This window comes from Luteimicrobium sp. NPDC057192 (genome assembly GCF_042670205.1).
GTDB lineage: Bacteria > Actinomycetota > Actinomycetes > Actinomycetales > Cellulomonadaceae > Luteimicrobium.
In genome coordinates this window covers 24,361-38,945 of the sequence record NZ_JBHUWD010000015.1, presented here as the reverse complement: position 1 = coordinate 38,945, position 14,585 = coordinate 24,361, and the positions used below count along the sequence as shown (strand labels likewise).

Annotated in this window: 13 protein-coding genes; 3 read left to right on the top strand and 10 right to left on the bottom strand. The window is 71.9% G+C overall.

Annotated features, from left to right (window positions below; genetic code table 11):
• The first annotated feature begins 124 nt into the window (after positions 1-124).
• Entirely contained in the window at positions 125-1,882 is a 1,758-nt protein-coding gene (locus tag ACFT5B_RS09045; protein WP_386797664.1) for an ABC transporter ATP-binding protein, read from the top strand.
• A gap of 4 nt (positions 1,883-1,886) precedes the next feature.
• On the opposite strand, the gene ACFT5B_RS09040 is transcribed toward ACFT5B_RS09045, so the two are convergent.
• The 8 genes from ACFT5B_RS09040 to ACFT5B_RS09005 form a co-directional block, all read right to left on the bottom strand.
• A complete protein-coding gene (locus tag ACFT5B_RS09040) occupies positions 1,887-2,510 on the bottom strand; it encodes a class I SAM-dependent methyltransferase (protein WP_386797663.1) in 624 nt (207 codons plus the stop codon).
• A 76-nt stretch (positions 2,511-2,586) separates the two neighbouring features.
• The gene (locus ACFT5B_RS09035; RefSeq protein WP_386797662.1) at positions 2,587-3,120 is read right to left on the bottom strand and encodes a CAP domain-containing protein; all 534 of its coding nucleotides are present in this window, start codon (positions 3,118-3,120) and stop codon (positions 2,587-2,589) included.
• Positions 3,099-4,184, bottom strand: a complete 1,086-nt coding sequence (locus ACFT5B_RS09030; protein WP_386797661.1) for a glycosyltransferase — start codon at positions 4,182-4,184, stop codon at positions 3,099-3,101. The genes ACFT5B_RS09035 and ACFT5B_RS09030 overlap by 22 nt, the downstream gene beginning before the upstream one ends.
• The gene (locus tag ACFT5B_RS09025; protein ID WP_386797660.1) at positions 4,181-5,146 is read right to left on the bottom strand and encodes a glycosyltransferase family 2 protein; all 966 of its coding nucleotides are present in this window, start codon (positions 5,144-5,146) and stop codon (positions 4,181-4,183) included. The genes ACFT5B_RS09030 and ACFT5B_RS09025 overlap by 4 nt, the downstream gene beginning before the upstream one ends.
• A complete protein-coding gene (locus tag ACFT5B_RS09020; protein ID WP_386797659.1) occupies positions 5,143-6,096 on the bottom strand; it encodes a glycosyltransferase in 954 nt (317 codons plus the stop codon). Before ACFT5B_RS09020 ends, ACFT5B_RS09025 begins: the two co-directional genes overlap by 4 nt.
• Before the next feature lie 40 nt (positions 6,097-6,136).
• Positions 6,137-6,916: a glycosyltransferase gene (locus tag ACFT5B_RS09015; RefSeq protein WP_386797658.1), complete on the bottom strand. Its 780-nt coding sequence runs from the start codon at positions 6,914-6,916 to the stop codon at positions 6,137-6,139.
• Positions 6,822-8,042, bottom strand: coding sequence for an O-antigen ligase family protein (locus ACFT5B_RS09010; RefSeq protein ID WP_386797657.1), 1,221 nt, complete (start codon positions 8,040-8,042; stop codon positions 6,822-6,824). Before ACFT5B_RS09010 ends, ACFT5B_RS09015 begins: the two co-directional genes overlap by 95 nt.
• A gap of 46 nt (positions 8,043-8,088) precedes the next feature.
• Entirely contained in the window at positions 8,089-9,474 is a 1,386-nt protein-coding gene (locus ACFT5B_RS09005) for a sugar transferase (protein WP_386797656.1), read from the bottom strand.
• 297 nt (positions 9,475-9,771) lie between these two features.
• Here ACFT5B_RS09005 and ACFT5B_RS09000 point away from each other — a divergent pair, with 297 nt between their 5' ends.
• Positions 9,772-11,268, top strand: coding sequence for a polysaccharide biosynthesis tyrosine autokinase (locus ACFT5B_RS09000; RefSeq protein ID WP_386797655.1), 1,497 nt, complete (start codon positions 9,772-9,774; stop codon positions 11,266-11,268).
• Between the two features lie 54 nt (positions 11,269-11,322).
• On the opposite strand, the gene ACFT5B_RS08995 is transcribed toward ACFT5B_RS09000, so the two are convergent.
• Together ACFT5B_RS08995 and ACFT5B_RS08990 are read right to left on the bottom strand one after the other, a co-directional pair.
• Positions 11,323-11,841 carry an LPXTG cell wall anchor domain-containing protein gene (locus ACFT5B_RS08995; protein WP_386797654.1) on the bottom strand — a complete coding sequence of 173 codons (519 nt, stop codon included), beginning with the start codon at positions 11,839-11,841 and terminating at the stop codon, positions 11,323-11,325.
• Positions 11,842-11,984: 143 nt separating this feature from the next.
• Positions 11,985-13,868 (bottom strand): DUF4012 domain-containing protein, encoded by a 1,884-nt coding sequence (locus ACFT5B_RS08990; RefSeq protein WP_386797653.1) that lies wholly within the window; start codon positions 13,866-13,868, stop codon positions 11,985-11,987.
• A gap of 91 nt (positions 13,869-13,959) precedes the next feature.
• Between ACFT5B_RS08990 and ACFT5B_RS08985 the strand changes: the two genes are divergently transcribed.
• Positions 13,960-14,574, top strand: a complete 615-nt coding sequence (locus ACFT5B_RS08985; RefSeq protein ID WP_386797652.1) for a low molecular weight phosphatase family protein — start codon at positions 13,960-13,962, stop codon at positions 14,572-14,574.
• Positions 14,575-14,585 lie beyond the last annotated feature (11 nt).

The window sequence follows — 14,585 nt, the reverse complement described above, 5'->3', positions numbered from 1 at the left end:
TCGCGCGCGTGCTCACCGCTGTTCGCCGCGCCGCATCTCGGGGCCGCCACTAGCGTCGTCGTGGGAGGGGGCGAGGACACTGGACGATGCAGCTCGACCGCGCCGCGGTGCCGTTGCACGCAGCTTGCGCACGTTTCTGGCCGCATTCCGGGAGGTCACCCGGACATTCGGATCCGCACGCCGGAGGCTGATCCTGCTCGCCACGGCCGCCGTCGTGGCGGGGGTCGTCGAGGCGTTCCTCTTCGCGCTCGTCGCTGCCGTCGCCGTCGCTCTCTCGCAGGGCGACGACGCAGTCGCCCTGAGCCTCGGAGCGAGGAGCTGGACACCGCAAGTCTCAGCCGTCGTCATTCTGGCCCTCGCGCTCACGCTGCTCCGTGCCGTCCTCCAGCTCTACCTCGCGTACGAGCCTTCACGGATTAGCGCAGAAGCCATGACCACCCTTCGGAGGCGACTCTTTGACGCGTTCTCCCGCGCGTCATGGGACCTCAAGTCCCGCGAGCGGGCCGGCAGTTTTCAAGCACTGGTCACCACCAACGCGGAGAAGGCAGCACTCGCCGTCATCGAGGTGGCGCGCGCCATGTCGTGGGGGCTGCTGTTCTTCGCGATGTTCGCGTCCGCCCTCGCGATCAGCCTCATCGGCGCGCTCGCGCTCGTCGTGGTTTCGGCCCTGCTCCTTCTGCTTCTCCGCCCGCTCGGACGGGCGGTGCAGCGCAGCGCAGCGCAGGTGAGCCGCGCGACGGTCGAGTACGCTGCGTCGATCGAAGAAGCCTCCGCCCTCGCCGAGGAGATTGAGGTCTTCGGACGAGCCGACCAACTCTCGAGGTCCTTCGACGAGCAGACCTTGGCACTTCGGCGCCCTTGGTTCTCGACGCGCTTCCTCGTCGCAACCGCACCGTCGCTCTTTCAAAGTGCGGCGATTCTGCTGCTCGTCACCACCCTCGCCGTGATCTGGTGGTCCGACGTCGGCGCGGTCGCGTCACTCGCCGCTGTCGTTCTCATTCTCGTGCGCTCTCTCGGCTACGGGCAGCAGCTTCAGACCTCGCTGAGCGGGCTCGACCTTCAGTTGCCCTTCCTACGCGACGTCGAGGCGGCGATCGCTCGGTACCGGGAGCACCCCACGCCTGAAGGCAACGTGCCGCTGCCACCGATCGCGCGTATCGGGATGCGCGACGTGGTCTTCGCATACGACGACGGGCACGACGTCCTGCACGGCGTCAGCTTCGACGTCGGAGCTGACGAAGTCGTGGGTATCGTCGGGCCGTCGGGTGCGGGCAAGTCGACCCTCACGCAGATCCTCCTGCGGCTCCGACCGCCGGACCGAGGCGCACTGCTCGTCAACGGCCAGGAGGCGCAGCAGTTCCGCAACTCCGACTGGCACTCCCGGGTGGCGTACGTGCCGCAGAGCTCTCAGGTGGTCTGGGGCTCCGTCGCGGACAACATCCGGTTCTACCGAGACGACATCGCCGACGACGCGGTCGAGGACGCCGCCGTCCGCGTGGGGCTGCACGACGAGATCCTGTCATGGCCCGACGGGTATGCCACGCAGCTCGGCCAGCGCTCGTCCGGGCTGTCCGGCGGCCAGCGTCAACGTCTGTGCCTCGCCAGGGCCCTCGCTGCCGACCCCGACGTGCTGGTGCTCGACGAGCCCACGAGCGCGCTCGACGTCAAGTCCGAGATGTTGGTACAAGAGACGCTCGCCAGGCTTCGGCCAGGCGTGATTGTGTTCCTCATCGCGCACCGTCTGTCGACACTCTCAGTCTGTGACCGTGTCATGGTCGTCGTCGACGGGCGTGTTGAGGACTTCGACACCGTCGACCGCCTCCGCCTGCAGAACTCGTTCTTCAGCGACATCACCGGCATCACGCGCGCGCAGGCGCTCTGACCGGTCAGTCGCCCTCAGCCGGCCGCCGCCAGAACGTCGTGACACCGAAGTCGAACTTGTACGGCGCCATTCCCTGGAGCGTCTCGTGCGGCCACGGCGCGAGCGCCTCGTGGGCCGGACCGTAGTACTTCCGCTGCGAGTCATCCAGCACCAGGAAGCCACCAGGACGCACCTTCGGCATGGCTGCGAGCGCGCAGCGGACGCGGCTCCTGCCGTCCACCAGCACGACGTCGAGCGAGTCGTCGGGAAAGCTCTCGACCGATGCGACGTACTCGTCGTACGAGCCGCCTGCCGCCGCGACGTGGCGCACGTCGACGTTCGGAGTGGCCGCGAACCGCTCCTCCAGGAGCGCCGCCCACTCGGGGTCGTGCTCGATGCTCGTCACCTGTCGGGCGCGCTCTGCGAACCAGACGGTCGAGCCGCCCCCGCCGAACTCGAACACGCTGCTTTCTGGCCCGACGATCTCGTCGAGCCGGTCGATCACCACGAACGCGAGCCACGGGAGGCCGACGTCGAGCGGGGTCCCTTGGCTCCTCACGGTCCGCGGAACGTTGCGGAGCTCGCTGGGCGTGCGGGCCAGCTGCCCCGCGAGACGCCGTCCCGTGCGGATCTTTCCTGGCAGATTCATGACGCGCTCCGTTCCCCCTGACCACCGGTCGACCCGAGCCTAGGTGGCGACCGCCCGGGTCGCCCGGGCACGATCGTCAGCTGCCCAGGAACACCATCGAGCAAAGCATCGCGGCTCCGTCCTTCGCGCACGACGCCCCGACCGAGCCGAACGCCGGGTCGAGGATGTTCTGGCGGTGCCCGGCGGAGCCCATCCACGCGTCGACTACCTGCACCGGGTCGCTCTCCGCCCGCGCGAGGTTCTCGGCTGCGGTCCGGGACGCCGTGCAGGTCTCCGTCACCGGCGCGAGAGGCGCATGCGTGAGCGGGGCCGTCCCCACGAGCGCCTCGGCACGGCGCTTCGCAGCGTCGCGGGCGCAGCTCGACGCCGTGAGCCGCGCAAGACCGGCGTCGTGCCTCCGAGCGTTGGCCGCCGAGACCAGGTCCCGCGCGTACTGGGCCGGGTCGCTGGGCGTGGGCGCGGCCGCGGTCGGGGTCGTCCCGCTAGGCGAGTCGCCGATATCGGAGCGGGCGATCAGCACCCCGGCGGTCGCGAGGCACGCGAGCCCGGCCAGAAAGAGGGTCACCGCGAGGCCGACGCGACGCCCGGTCACGCCCGGGGCTCCGGCCACGGGACGAGGCCCTCATAGAGCTCGGCGGTCGCGCGAACACGGGAGTCGACGGACGGCAGCGCCGCCCGGACGTCGTCGGGGTCGAGCGGCGTCTCGAGTGCGCCGACCAGCGCCTGTGCGAGCGCCTCGACGTCACCCGTCGCAACCACCCGGTGCCCGTGCTCGCTCAGCCAGGGTGCCAGCCCCGTCTCGTTCGTTGTGACGATCGTACGGCCGGCCCGGAGCCCCTCACGGATCGGCAGCCCGACCTGCTCGCGCCACCGACGGCGGGGGCGGGACGGCGCGGCGAGGACGGCGGCGCTCTCCACCTCCGCGAGGGCCTCGTCACGGGGCAGCGCACCGCGGAACGCCCTGCTGCTCGGCCGCTCGGAGCACCACGACACGATCTCGGCCGACAGGGGGCCGTCTCCGACCAGCACGAGGCGCGCCGACGCGTTCGCGGCCTCCACGGCCGGCCACGCCCGAAGAAGGTCGCGCACACCCTTGTGCTCGGCCGCGAGCCCGACGAATACGACGCCCTTGCCGTCGCTCGTTTCAGGGGCGGCCGTCGGCAGGTCGAGCACCAGTCGAGCGGGAACCCCGGCCGCCCCGGGCAGGCGGAGGTAGAGGTCGCGTGAGCTCGGCGTCGCGAACACCACGCGGCTGAGCGACCATCTCGCGTAACGCCCCAGGAAGAACGCTGCGGCGCGTTCGACGCTCCCTGGCACATGACGCCCGGCACCGAGCAGGGCAGTCAGGTCGGCGTTCTCCATCGCGTGCGCTACCACGGGACGCTGCCGCCCGCGGCGGACGAGGCTCGCCGCCTTCCAGGTCGCGACGACCGCGGCGTGCAGCGCCAGATGCCGCATCCACAGCGGCTCCCAGATCTCGAGGACGCGCGCGTCGCTGCCCCAGACGGCTCGCAACATTCCTCGCCCGCTCACCTGGCGCGCTCGCGGCGGCGCGGCGCTCGTCGTCTCGTAGCTCGGTGCAAGAAAGACGGTGACCCGGTCCCCACCCGCAGGGTCGGCGGTCTCGACGTGGTGCTGTCTGAGCTGCGGCAGCACGCGCAGGACGTCCATCATGACCGCCGCCCTGCGAGAGCGATCGCGCGGACGTAGAGGCGAGGCGAGACCCAGAGCGCGGCCGCCTTGACCGCAAGCGCGTGCCGGCCGAGGCGCACGGCGCGTGCGAGACCGCGCGTGGTCACCAGGCGCCGCGCTTGAGTGTCACTCTCGCGCGAGCCAGCGCCCGCGAACCGCGCCGCGTCGTGCGCGTAGGACGTGGCCCCGAGGAGCGCGTACAACGCGCGGTCGTCGGCGGTTGACAGCCGACGGCCTGCCCAGTCTGCCTCCGCTACCCGTCGAGCGGGGACGAGGGCGTTGGACGCGCGGTTAGCACGACCGCCAGTGACTGAGTCGCCGCGCCGAACGTAGGTATAGAGGGGCTCGTCAAGCACCGCGGTAGCTCGACAGCGCGGGGCGATCTCGACCATCGCGACGATGTCTTGCTTCGAGGTCAGGTCCGGAAACGGATCGGCCCCCAGCACCGTGCGCCGAAAGATCCGGTTCCACACGTATCCCCGCACGTTGCCGCGGAGCAGTTCCCCCACGAGTTCTGCGGGGCTCAGCGGAGGTCGCCCGCCAGGTAGTGGCAACGGTGTTGCGACGGTTCCCCGGCGCTCGAGCGCCCGGCACACCACGAGGTCCACAGTCGGCTGCACGCATTCGAGCATTCGTTCGACGAAATCATCACGGGGCTCGTCGTCTGCGTCCACGAACCAGACCCACTCCGCGGATGTGCTCCGGAGACCGAGGTTTCGGGCGGCGCCCTGGCCTGCGGCCGGTTCGAGCGGTTCGAGCCTGAAGCGCCGGTCGGAAGCGATAGCGCCCGCGATGACGTTCCCGCTGCCGTCCGTCGACCCGTCATCGACGACCACACACTCGAAATCCCCGCGAGTCTGGCTGGCCAGCCGCGCAATCGTTGAGACGGCGTAGATCCCGTCGTTGTGGACGGGCAGAACGATGGACAGCGCGGGAACGGTCACGGCCGAGCCTCCGCCCCGAGCGCGGCACCACCGCGTCCGGTCCGCCGCCTCCATGACAGACCTGCCGGGTACCCGACCATCTTTGCCAGGTCCCCCGTCAGCACGACGAGCGGGACGGCGGCGAGCCTTCCGGCCATCATCGCAGGCCCGGCACCCCGGCCGACCACGCGACGCACGGAGGTCCGGAGGTAGACCGCACCCCCGGCGACGAGGGCAATCCGAGCCGCGCCGCTGCGGCTCGCGAGAAGCGCGACACCCAGCGCGTACGCGCCGTAGCGGATCGCGTGCCGGCGCGGCCAGAGCTTGGCCTTCCCGTCGCCCCGCGCGTAGCGGTAGTACTGCCGAGCAAACGCCGCCAGAGTGGGCCGCGCGTCCCAGGTCGCAACTGCCTCGGGGACGAACGCGAACGACGCGCCGTGGTTCTTGAGGTCCAGGTCGAGAACGAGGTCCTCGCAGTAGTCGAGCCATTCCGGATAGCCACCGACCGCTTTCCACGACGACCGGGTGAACCCGACGGACCTGCTGGACGGCAAGAACGCTGCCGGGTCGATCTCGTCCAGGCGAGGCAGGATGATCGTCGCGAGCGTCCTTGCGAACGGCGTGCTTCCGCCCGGCTCGAAGAACCCCGAGGCCACGTCGGCGCCGTCTTCGAGGGCGCCGACCAGTGCCTCGACCCAACGCGGCGACAGCGTGGTGCCACCGTCCGTCACGAGGACGTGCTCGTACTGCGCCCGCTCGATCGCCAGGTTGCGACCTCGGGCGATCCCGGCGCCGGGTTGGACGAGGACCTCGATCGTCACGCCCGGCGGCGCCTTCCACGCCCGGAGCAGCCCGACCGTCCCGTCCGTGGATCCGCCGTCGACGACGACCACCTGGGCCGGGAACCGGCTCTGCTCGGCGAGCGAGCGCAGGAAGCGCGGAAGCCCGCCGGCCTCGTTCAGCACAGTCATCGCCAGCGTCACAGGCAACACAGGCGCCCCGGGCTCCGCGTCACGGCTCACGCTGCAGCACCTTCCCGATCGACTGCGACACCGTCGGATATCGGCGCCGGAGGTGGGGGCCCGCGACAAGCAGCGCCGGGTAGCGCGCGTAGAACGAGGACATCGACCGGAGCTCGTGCCACCACGGAAGGAGCCGCAGCCGCGTCGTAGCCCGCGTCCACCCGTGGCACCATCGGACGTCGCCTACGAGGCGTACGGTCATCCCGTCCGCCCAGGCTCGCATCCCTTGGTCGGAGTCCTCGTAGTAGACGAAGTACCGCTCGTCCCACGCACCGAGCGCCCGGAACCACTCGCGCCGCGAGGCGACGGCCGCGCCGATCACCCAGCACACGTAGCGGGTCTCCTTCGGACCGGCAACGACCCGGTACGACGACGCGCCCTCCCCTCGGAGCCGGTTGCCCACCTTGTGGGACAGCGCCGGGAAGCCCCTGCCGTTGGGCTGGACCGAGCCGTCCGGATGGAGGAGCTGCGGCGCCACGAGGCCGCGCTCTCGGTCGATCTCCCGCGCGAGGGCGTCGAGCGAACCGAGGTCGACGGCGACGTCGGGGTTGACGAAGGCGACGTACTGTCCTCGCGCCGCCTCGAGCCCGATGTTGTTGGCCACACCGAAGCCGCGGTTGCGCGGCTGCCGCAGCACGCGCGCGCCGTGTGCCTCCGCGTAGGCGGCGGAGCCGTCACGGGACGCGTTGTCCACCACGACCCACTCCACCTCGGGCGGGAGCCGATCCCGCCAGTACGCGGTCAGCGCTTCCTCGCTGTCGTACGTCACGGTGACGAGGCTCCACCGCGGACTGTCCGACGACCCCGGCCATGCAGAAGAAGAAGACATACGGGAAGACCTCGATCGACTGGTAGACGACGCTCTCGACGAGCGCCCCGAGCAGCCCCGCGCGGAGCCAGAGGGACTCCTTCGGGAGACTGCGGCGCACGCCGAGCATGAGGGCGTAGAAGAGCAGGGTCCCCATCAGCCCGAAGCTGAGGAGCTGCTGGAAAAGCCCGGACTCGACGACCCCGACGGCCGCGTCCGCGAGGTTCCGGGTGACGTTGGAGGCCATGCCCGTGTACTGGCCGACGAGCAGGTTCGAGTCCAGCCAGCGCACCGTCGACTCGCGCCACAGCTCGACCCGCACGTTGTTTCCCGAGCCCGAGAGGTCGAAGGAGGTGAGTCCGCGGTCGAAGTACGAGCGGCCGAGCCCGATCGAGAACGTCGCCACGCCGGCGAGGACGGCGGCGCCCACCAACCGCATGCGGGCCGCGATGTCACGGGCAGAGACCAGGTAGAAGAGGCCCCCCGCGGCCAGCACGAGGTAGCCCGACCGGGAGTAGCTCGTCACCGTTCCGACACCCGCGAGCAAGGCGGCCAGGAGGACGTACTGCCGGTGCGTGCGCCGGTGGGCCTCCAGGAGGAGGAAGAAGAGCAGCGACGTCGTCAGCGGGTAGTGGAGGAACGAGCCGGTGAGCGAGGCGGGTCGCACGGTGCCCCCGAGGCTCGCCTCGTCGGACGCCGGCAACGCGTCCCACCCCGTGAGCTGCTGCACGAACGCCGTCCCGACGAGGGCCACCGTGACGACGGACAGCGCGGCACCGACGTCGATCCGCCTCGCCGCCGCGAACTCGAACCCCCCGTACACGACGAACATCGCCGCGAAGAAGACCATGACGCCCGCGTAGTACCAGAAGTACGTGATGTGCTGCACGAACGACGTCACGAGGCACGATGCCAGGACCACGACGACGAACGCATAACCGAGCGATCCTTGGACGCGGAGCGAGGGACGGGGACGGGCGCCAGCCACCAACAGCACCGTCGTCAGTACGACGAACGCGGCGAGCTGCAGGGCGTAGCCCGCCGTCTTCCCCACGCTCACCTGGAACACGCCCCGGGAGACAGCCACGAAGCACACAACGAGGAACAGCGCGGTCAGCGGGACGCTTCGCGGCTCAGTACGCACCGGCGCCTACCAGGATGGCGCGAAACGTCCGGACCAGGATGAGGAGGTCGCCGACGATGCTCCAGTTCTCGACGTAGCGCACGTCCATGCGGATGCCCTCGTCCGGCGAGAGGTCGGAGCGGCCCGACACCTGCCACAGCCCCGACATGCCCGGTTTCACGAGCAGGCGGCGCGAGGCGAGGTGGTCGTAGACCGCAACCTCGGCCGCCACCTGGGGGCGCGGCCCCACGAGGCTCATCTCCCCGCGGAGCACGTTGAACAGCTGGGGCAGCTCGTCGAGCGAGTAGGTCCGCAGGAATCGGCCCGGCCGCGTGATGCGTGGGTCGGAACGCGGCTTGTAGAACGGCGCGATCTCCTCGACTCCCTCGGCGGCCAGCACCTGCCGGAGCTGGGCGTCGGCGCCGACGACCATGGTCCGGAACTTGATCATGCGGAAGGGGCGTCCATCTTTTCCGACGCGCTCCTGCAGATAGAAGACCGGCCCGCGGCTCGTGGCCACGACGACGAGTCCGATCGCCAGGAGGACGGGCAGGAGCACGAGGACCGCGAGGAAGGCGCCGACGAAGTCGAAGGCCGCCTTGGCGACGTACTTGCGGCCGGTGAAGCGCGGCTCGTCGACATAGACGAGCGGGAGCCCGTTGACGGGGCTCACCATGACGCGCGGTCCCGCCACGTCGACGAGTCCGAGGCTGAGCGCGAGGTCGATGCCCTTGCCCTCGAGCTCCCATCCCAGTTCGCGCACCACCTGGGTCGACACGGCGTCCGACCCGGCCACCGCCACCGCCGCCGCGCCCGTGGACTCGGCAACGTGCGCCGCGTCGAGCACGCCACCGAGCACCGGCACACCCCGCACGAGCCCGGTGGGCTCCTCGCCCGCGAGGCACACGCCGACGACGCGGTAGCCGGCGTCCGGCGCGGCGGCGAGCTCGTCGATCATGCCGGTGGCCTGCGTGCGTGAGCCCATCACCACGATCCCGGAGCTCAGCTCGCCGCGCCGCCGACGACGACGCAACCAGCGCCGCCAACCGAGCCGCTCGGCGAGGAGGAGCGCGACGCCGATCGGGGCAGCCATCGCGAGGTAGCCCCGGCCGATCTGCATGTGCAGGAGGTAGGAGACGACGGCGACCGCGGCGAAGAGCCTCCAGCTCACACCGAGGACGCGGGAGTACTCACGCGGCCCGTTGCCGACGAGCCGTCGGTCGCGCGTACGACCCAGGCTGAGCGCGACGATCCACACGAGCCCGAGCAGCAGCGAGACCGCCAGGTAGGTGGGCGAGTAGCCGCCGTCGACCTTGGCGGCACCGTTCCCGTCGAACCGCACGACGTAGGCGATGGCGACGGCGAGAGCGACCGCGGCGGCGTCCGTCACGGTCACGCACGCGGCGTAGCGACGCAGCGAGGGAACGCGGCCTCGGACCTGGGCCACCGGCTCGGTGGTCCCCCCTGGCCGCCCCGGCAGCGTCCGCACGTGCTGGTTCGACATCCCGCCCCCCGGCGTGTTTCGTCCCGCCCGCGAGCGGTTTCGGCACGACCCGTCGAAGGTAACCCGCATCATCGGCCGCCGCGCGACGAAGTCTGCGGCGGCACGGACGGCGCGCTGACCGCGACAACGGGCGCTGGTCGTGTGACGTTGGGACCTGAAGGTTCGACGACGCCGGGCGGGGGATGCAGGGTGGAGCTCCAGGACTTCGTCGCGACGCTGCGCAAACGCTGGGTCGCGGTCGTCGGGTGCACGGTTCTCGGCGGCCTGCTCGCTCTCTTCTTCGCAGCGCTGCAGACACCTCAGTACACCGCCTCGACGCAGCTCTACGTCTCTGTGCAGGGCGACGCCTCGACCGGCGCTCTCGTCCAGGGAGCGAGCTACTCCCAGCAGCAGGTGGCGTCGTACGTCCAGCTCGTGTCGAGCCCGAAGGTGCTGACCCCCGTGATCGACGAGCTCGGCCTGGGCACGAGCGCCGGCGCGCTCGGGTCGCGAGTCTCGGCGAGCTCCCCCGACAAGACGTCGCTCATCGACCTGACCGTCACGGACCCGAGCCCCTCGACCGCGGCGCTCACCGCCAACGCCGTGGCGGCTCACCTGCGCACGGAGATCGCCGACCTCGAGACCCCGTCGGACGGTGGGTCCTCGAAGGTCAAGGTGACGGTCGTGCGCGACGCGGAGCCGCCCACCTCGCCGTCGTCCCCGAACACGCGGGTGGACGTCGCGCTGGGCCTCCTGCTCGGGCTCGTCGTGGGCGTCGGTGTCGCGTTCCTGCGAGAGTCGCTCGACACCGGCATCCGCAACGAGGAGTCGGTCGCGCGCGTCACGGACGTCCCGGTGATCGGGACGGTCGCGAACGACCGTCAGGCCGCGTCCCATCCGCTCGTTCTCGAGACGAGCCCGCAGAGCCCGCGGGCCGAGTCGTTCCGGCGGTTGCGCACGAATCTCCAGTTCCTCGACGTGGCCGACCGGCCCCGCTCGATCGTCGTCACCTCGTCGCTGCCGCAGGAGGGCAAGTCGACGACCGCACTGAACCTTGCGATCACGCTCGCGGCCGCGGGCACCAAGGTCGCGCTCGTCGACGCCGACCTGCGCCGCCCCATGCTCGCGGCGTACACCGGGCTGGAGGGTGCCGTCGGCCTGACGACCGTTCTCATCGGCCGCGCAGGCCTCGACGAGGTCCTCCAACCCTGGGGCAACGGCCGCCTCAGCATCCTCCCCGCCGGCCAGGTCCCCCCGAACCCGAGCGAGCTGCTCGGCTCGACGTCCATGTCCACGGTGCTGCAGGACCTCACGCGCGACCACGACATCGTCCTGCTCGACAGCCCACCGCTGCTGCCCGTGACGGACGCCGCCGTCCTCTCGCGGATCGCGGACGGCGCGATCGTCGTCGCCACCGCGGGCATCACCCGGCGCCACCAGCTCCGGGACGCTCTGACGGCGCTGGACACCGTCGGCGCCCGGGTGCTGGGGATCGTGCTCAACCGGATCAAGGCGTCCGACGACAGCTACTACGGCGCCTACGGCTACGCCCCGCGCCCGTCACCCGTGCGGCCCGCCCCCGCGCCAGAGCCGGAACACGCGGCCGCAGCGCCGGCATGGCCCGGTCGGTCGATGACGGACACGCAGCTCGACGTTCTCCGGGCACGTCGCCACGAGGCCCAGCCGATCGAAGACCTGCCGGACTAGGGAGGACTCGAGGACCTGCCCGACCAGGCAGGAAGGCCCGACTCGTGGGTGTCTCTACGCCCGGCGGCGCCGAACGACGACCAGCGTGCCCGCACCGACCAGCACGAGCCCCGCAGCACCGAGCGCGTACGGCAGCACGTCGGCACCAGTCGTCGCGAGCGAGCCGGTCCCCGGAGCGGCAGCGTTCCCCGCGCCCGCAGCAGCCGCCGACACGACGAGCTGCTGGGTCGAGATCTCCGCTCCCCCGTCCGTCGCGGTGAGCTCGAAGGTGTAGGTCCCGGGCTCGGCGAAGGTGAGGTCGAAGGTGACCGCTCCGCTCGCGTCCGTGGTCTTGGTGATCGCCTTGGTGCCCGCGATGGTGATCGCGGACGACGGGATGGCCGGGTCTACCGAGGTGACCGTCGCCGTGACGTCCGTGTTCGCGGGCCCGTGCAGGGTGCACGTCACGGTCTGGCCGACGACGGGCGTCGCGTCCGAGACGGGACAGGTGTCGCTGAAGTCGCCCGCGCCGTAGTCGTCGGCTGCGAACGCGGCCGCCGGGAGCAAGGTGAGCGCGGCGGCGGTGGTGATCATGGCGAGCGTGCGGCGAGCCTTCATAGCCATTCCCCCGAAAGGCCTCGGCAACGTGTCGGTCGTGGTGCTCCGCCGGAAGGCAGGCACGGACATTCGATCCCAGTGTGACGGTACCCCGGACGCTGCGCATGCGAAACCCCGGGTCACCCGCACGAGGACGGGACGACCGTCGATCCTCCCTGGCGTGCGGTGGGGGTGCTGCGCACGACGACGTCGCCCGACTGCCCGGGTCCGGTGTCGATCGTGAGCCGGAGGGTCGCCTTGCCGCCTGGCTCGAGGGTGACGGTCCGGGCCCCGACCGAGAGCCCGTCGTGGACCTGCGCGAACAGCCCCGGGGTTCCCGCGCTCGCCCTCGACGAGGCGATCCCGCCGCCCGTCGGCGCATAGACCAGCACGTTCGTGCGGGTCTCGCCGGCTGGGACGACGTCGGACACACCCACGAGGTAGCCCGGCAGCTCCGCGGCGGCGGACGGCGCGCGCGACGAGAGCGTCACGGTGAGCTCGACGGCCTGCGACCCGTCGGCACGGCACACGGTCGCCCGGCCGTCGAGGTCGAGGTCGAGGTAGTAGCCGAGCTTGGCCTGCGTCCCGTCCTCGAGGTAGATCCCGACGACCGGCGACGTGCCGCTCCGGCTGGTGCGTGAGCCCTCGAGGCGGCCGCTCAGCACGGTCGGCGCGAGCTGGTCCTCCTCGTCCTCATGGGTCGACCAGAGCATGAGCCGGCCGGCGCGCGCCGCCTCCGCGAGCGACGCGACGGCTTTCCGCGGGTCTCCCTCGCCGCTCGAGAGCCCGGAGAACACGGCGCGCGCGGCGTCCACGAAGAACGCGTCCTGGGCTGCGGGCTCCGGCCGGTCCAGGTAGACGCCGTTGAGCAGGTACGTGGCCGCGTCCCGGCCGCTGAGCGTCGTCCCGTCGACGACGACGTCCCCCGTCGCCCCGAGCAGGAGGCCCAGGGCCACCGGGTCGACCGACACCACGCCGTCGACGGTCCCGCCCTCACGCTTCTCCCAGAGGGCCTTGGCGAGCTGCGCCGTGCGCGGGAAGTCCGGTGTGAACGTCACGTCGCGCATGTCCGTGGCGAGTCTCGTGCCGAAGAGCGCGCGCTCCGCGTCGCCCAGCGGGAGCACCGGTCGGCGGGTCGAGATCGCGGTGCCGGGCTTCTGTTCGAGCACCTCGACCCGTCCCTGGTCGGCCCGCACCAGAAGGACGGACCCCGGAATGCCGCCGGTGGCACGCTGCTCGGCGTTGTTCTGCACGAGGACGAGATAGTCACGAGGGCCGTCGGCGCCGAGCATCGTCGGGAGCAGGTCCGCGACCTTGGCTGCCGTCGCGGTGGTGGCGACGACGCCGGCCACCTCCATGCGGAACGACGTCACGGCGTCACGCACCGGGCCCACGAGCCCGGCGTGGTCGACGGCGTCGAGCTGCTGGAGCGCGCTGCGGGCTGCGGCGTCGGACGCGACCACGCGCGACGCGACGCGTTCGACCGGGCCGAGCGCCACGGTCGCGTCGTCGGGAGCGAGCGCCTCCGGGTCGACCACGGCGACGGCGTCGACGAGCCCGGGGAGCGTGCGCAGCGCGAGGTCGTCCGCGGTCTGGGCCACCGTCTGGACGGCACGGGTGTTCCTCCCGACGTACGGGAGCTCCGCGGCGAGCGACCAGACCGGTCCGTGCGCTGCGGAGCGGGCGCGCGCGGTGTCGGCGGCGAGGCCGCGCAGCGTCCGGGAGGCGGCCTCGTCGTCGCCCGCGCGCACCTGGCGCTCGAGCGTCGCGACGTCGGCGCGGGCGGCCTCGAGCGCGTGCTGCGCCCGGACGGCGTCGACGACGAGCCAGGCGGCGAGCGCGGCGAGGACGGCGACGACGGCGAGGGCGACCAGGGCGAGGCGGCGCAGGGTCCGGCGGTGGTGCCGTGGGCCGTCGCCTCCTCGCTCGGGCGGAAGCGTCCTCCGGCGGGCGGCCGGTCGTGGGCGTGGCGGCGCGGCGACCGGCCCGATGTCCCACTCCTGCCCCCACCCCGGATGCGTCACGCGGCCCATCGTGTCCCGCCTCGCACGGCCTTGCACCCCGGCGCTGCGCGTCGGCGCTGCGCGTCGGCGCTGCGCGCGCGACGATGGGCGGGTGACGTGGGGACCGATCAGGCAGCTCGGAACCGGTTCCGACGACGGACCGTTCCGCGTCCTGGCGGTGTGCACGGGCAACGTGTGCCGGTCCCCCGCCGCTGAACGCCTGCTCGACGCCCGCCTGGGCCCGGGGGCCGGCGTGGTGGTGGCGTCCGCGGGCACCCGCGCCCTCAGCGGGGCCGCCATGACGCCCGAGACGGCCGAGCTGCTCGCCTTGCACGGAGCGGACCCGGCGGGCTTCCGCGCGCGCCAGCTCGATGCCGGCCTCGTCGCACGGGCGGACCTGGTGCTGGCGCTGTCCCGCGAGCACCGTGCCGCCGTCGTCGACCTGGTCCCGGGTGCGGTCGGACGGACGTTCACGCTCCGCGAGCTCGCCAGGATCCTCATGACGCTCCCGGCGCCGCGGCGCCGGGAGGGCGGCGCACCGTCGGCTGCGCGCCTCCGCGGGCTCCGCGACGACGCGCGCCTTCACCGGGGTGCACCCGCGGACCCGGACGAGGACGACGTGGCCGACCCCTACGGCCGAGGCGCCTCGGCGTACCGTCGCACGTTCGACGAGATCCTCCCGGCGGTCGACGTCCTCGTCGGTGCGATGTTCGACGCCGTCGCGTAGCAAGGCGAAAG

What these genes read in the sequence shown, in the direction of transcription:
- ACFT5B_RS09030 (WP_386797661.1), bottom strand. Translation starts at nt 4,184, where the DNA reads ATGATGGACGTCCTGCGCGTGCTGCCGCAGCTCAGACAGCACCACGTC.
- ACFT5B_RS09040 (WP_386797663.1), bottom strand. Translation starts at nt 2,510, where the DNA reads ATGAATCTGCCAGGAAAGATCCGCACGGGACGGCGTCTCGCGGGGCAG.
- ACFT5B_RS09020 (WP_386797659.1), bottom strand. Translation starts at nt 6,096, where the DNA reads ATGACTGTGCTGAACGAGGCCGGCGGGCTTCCGCGCTTCCTGCGCTCG.
- ACFT5B_RS08995 (WP_386797654.1), bottom strand. Translation starts at nt 11,841, where the DNA reads ATGATCACCACCGCCGCCGCGCTCACCTTGCTCCCGGCGGCCGCGTTC.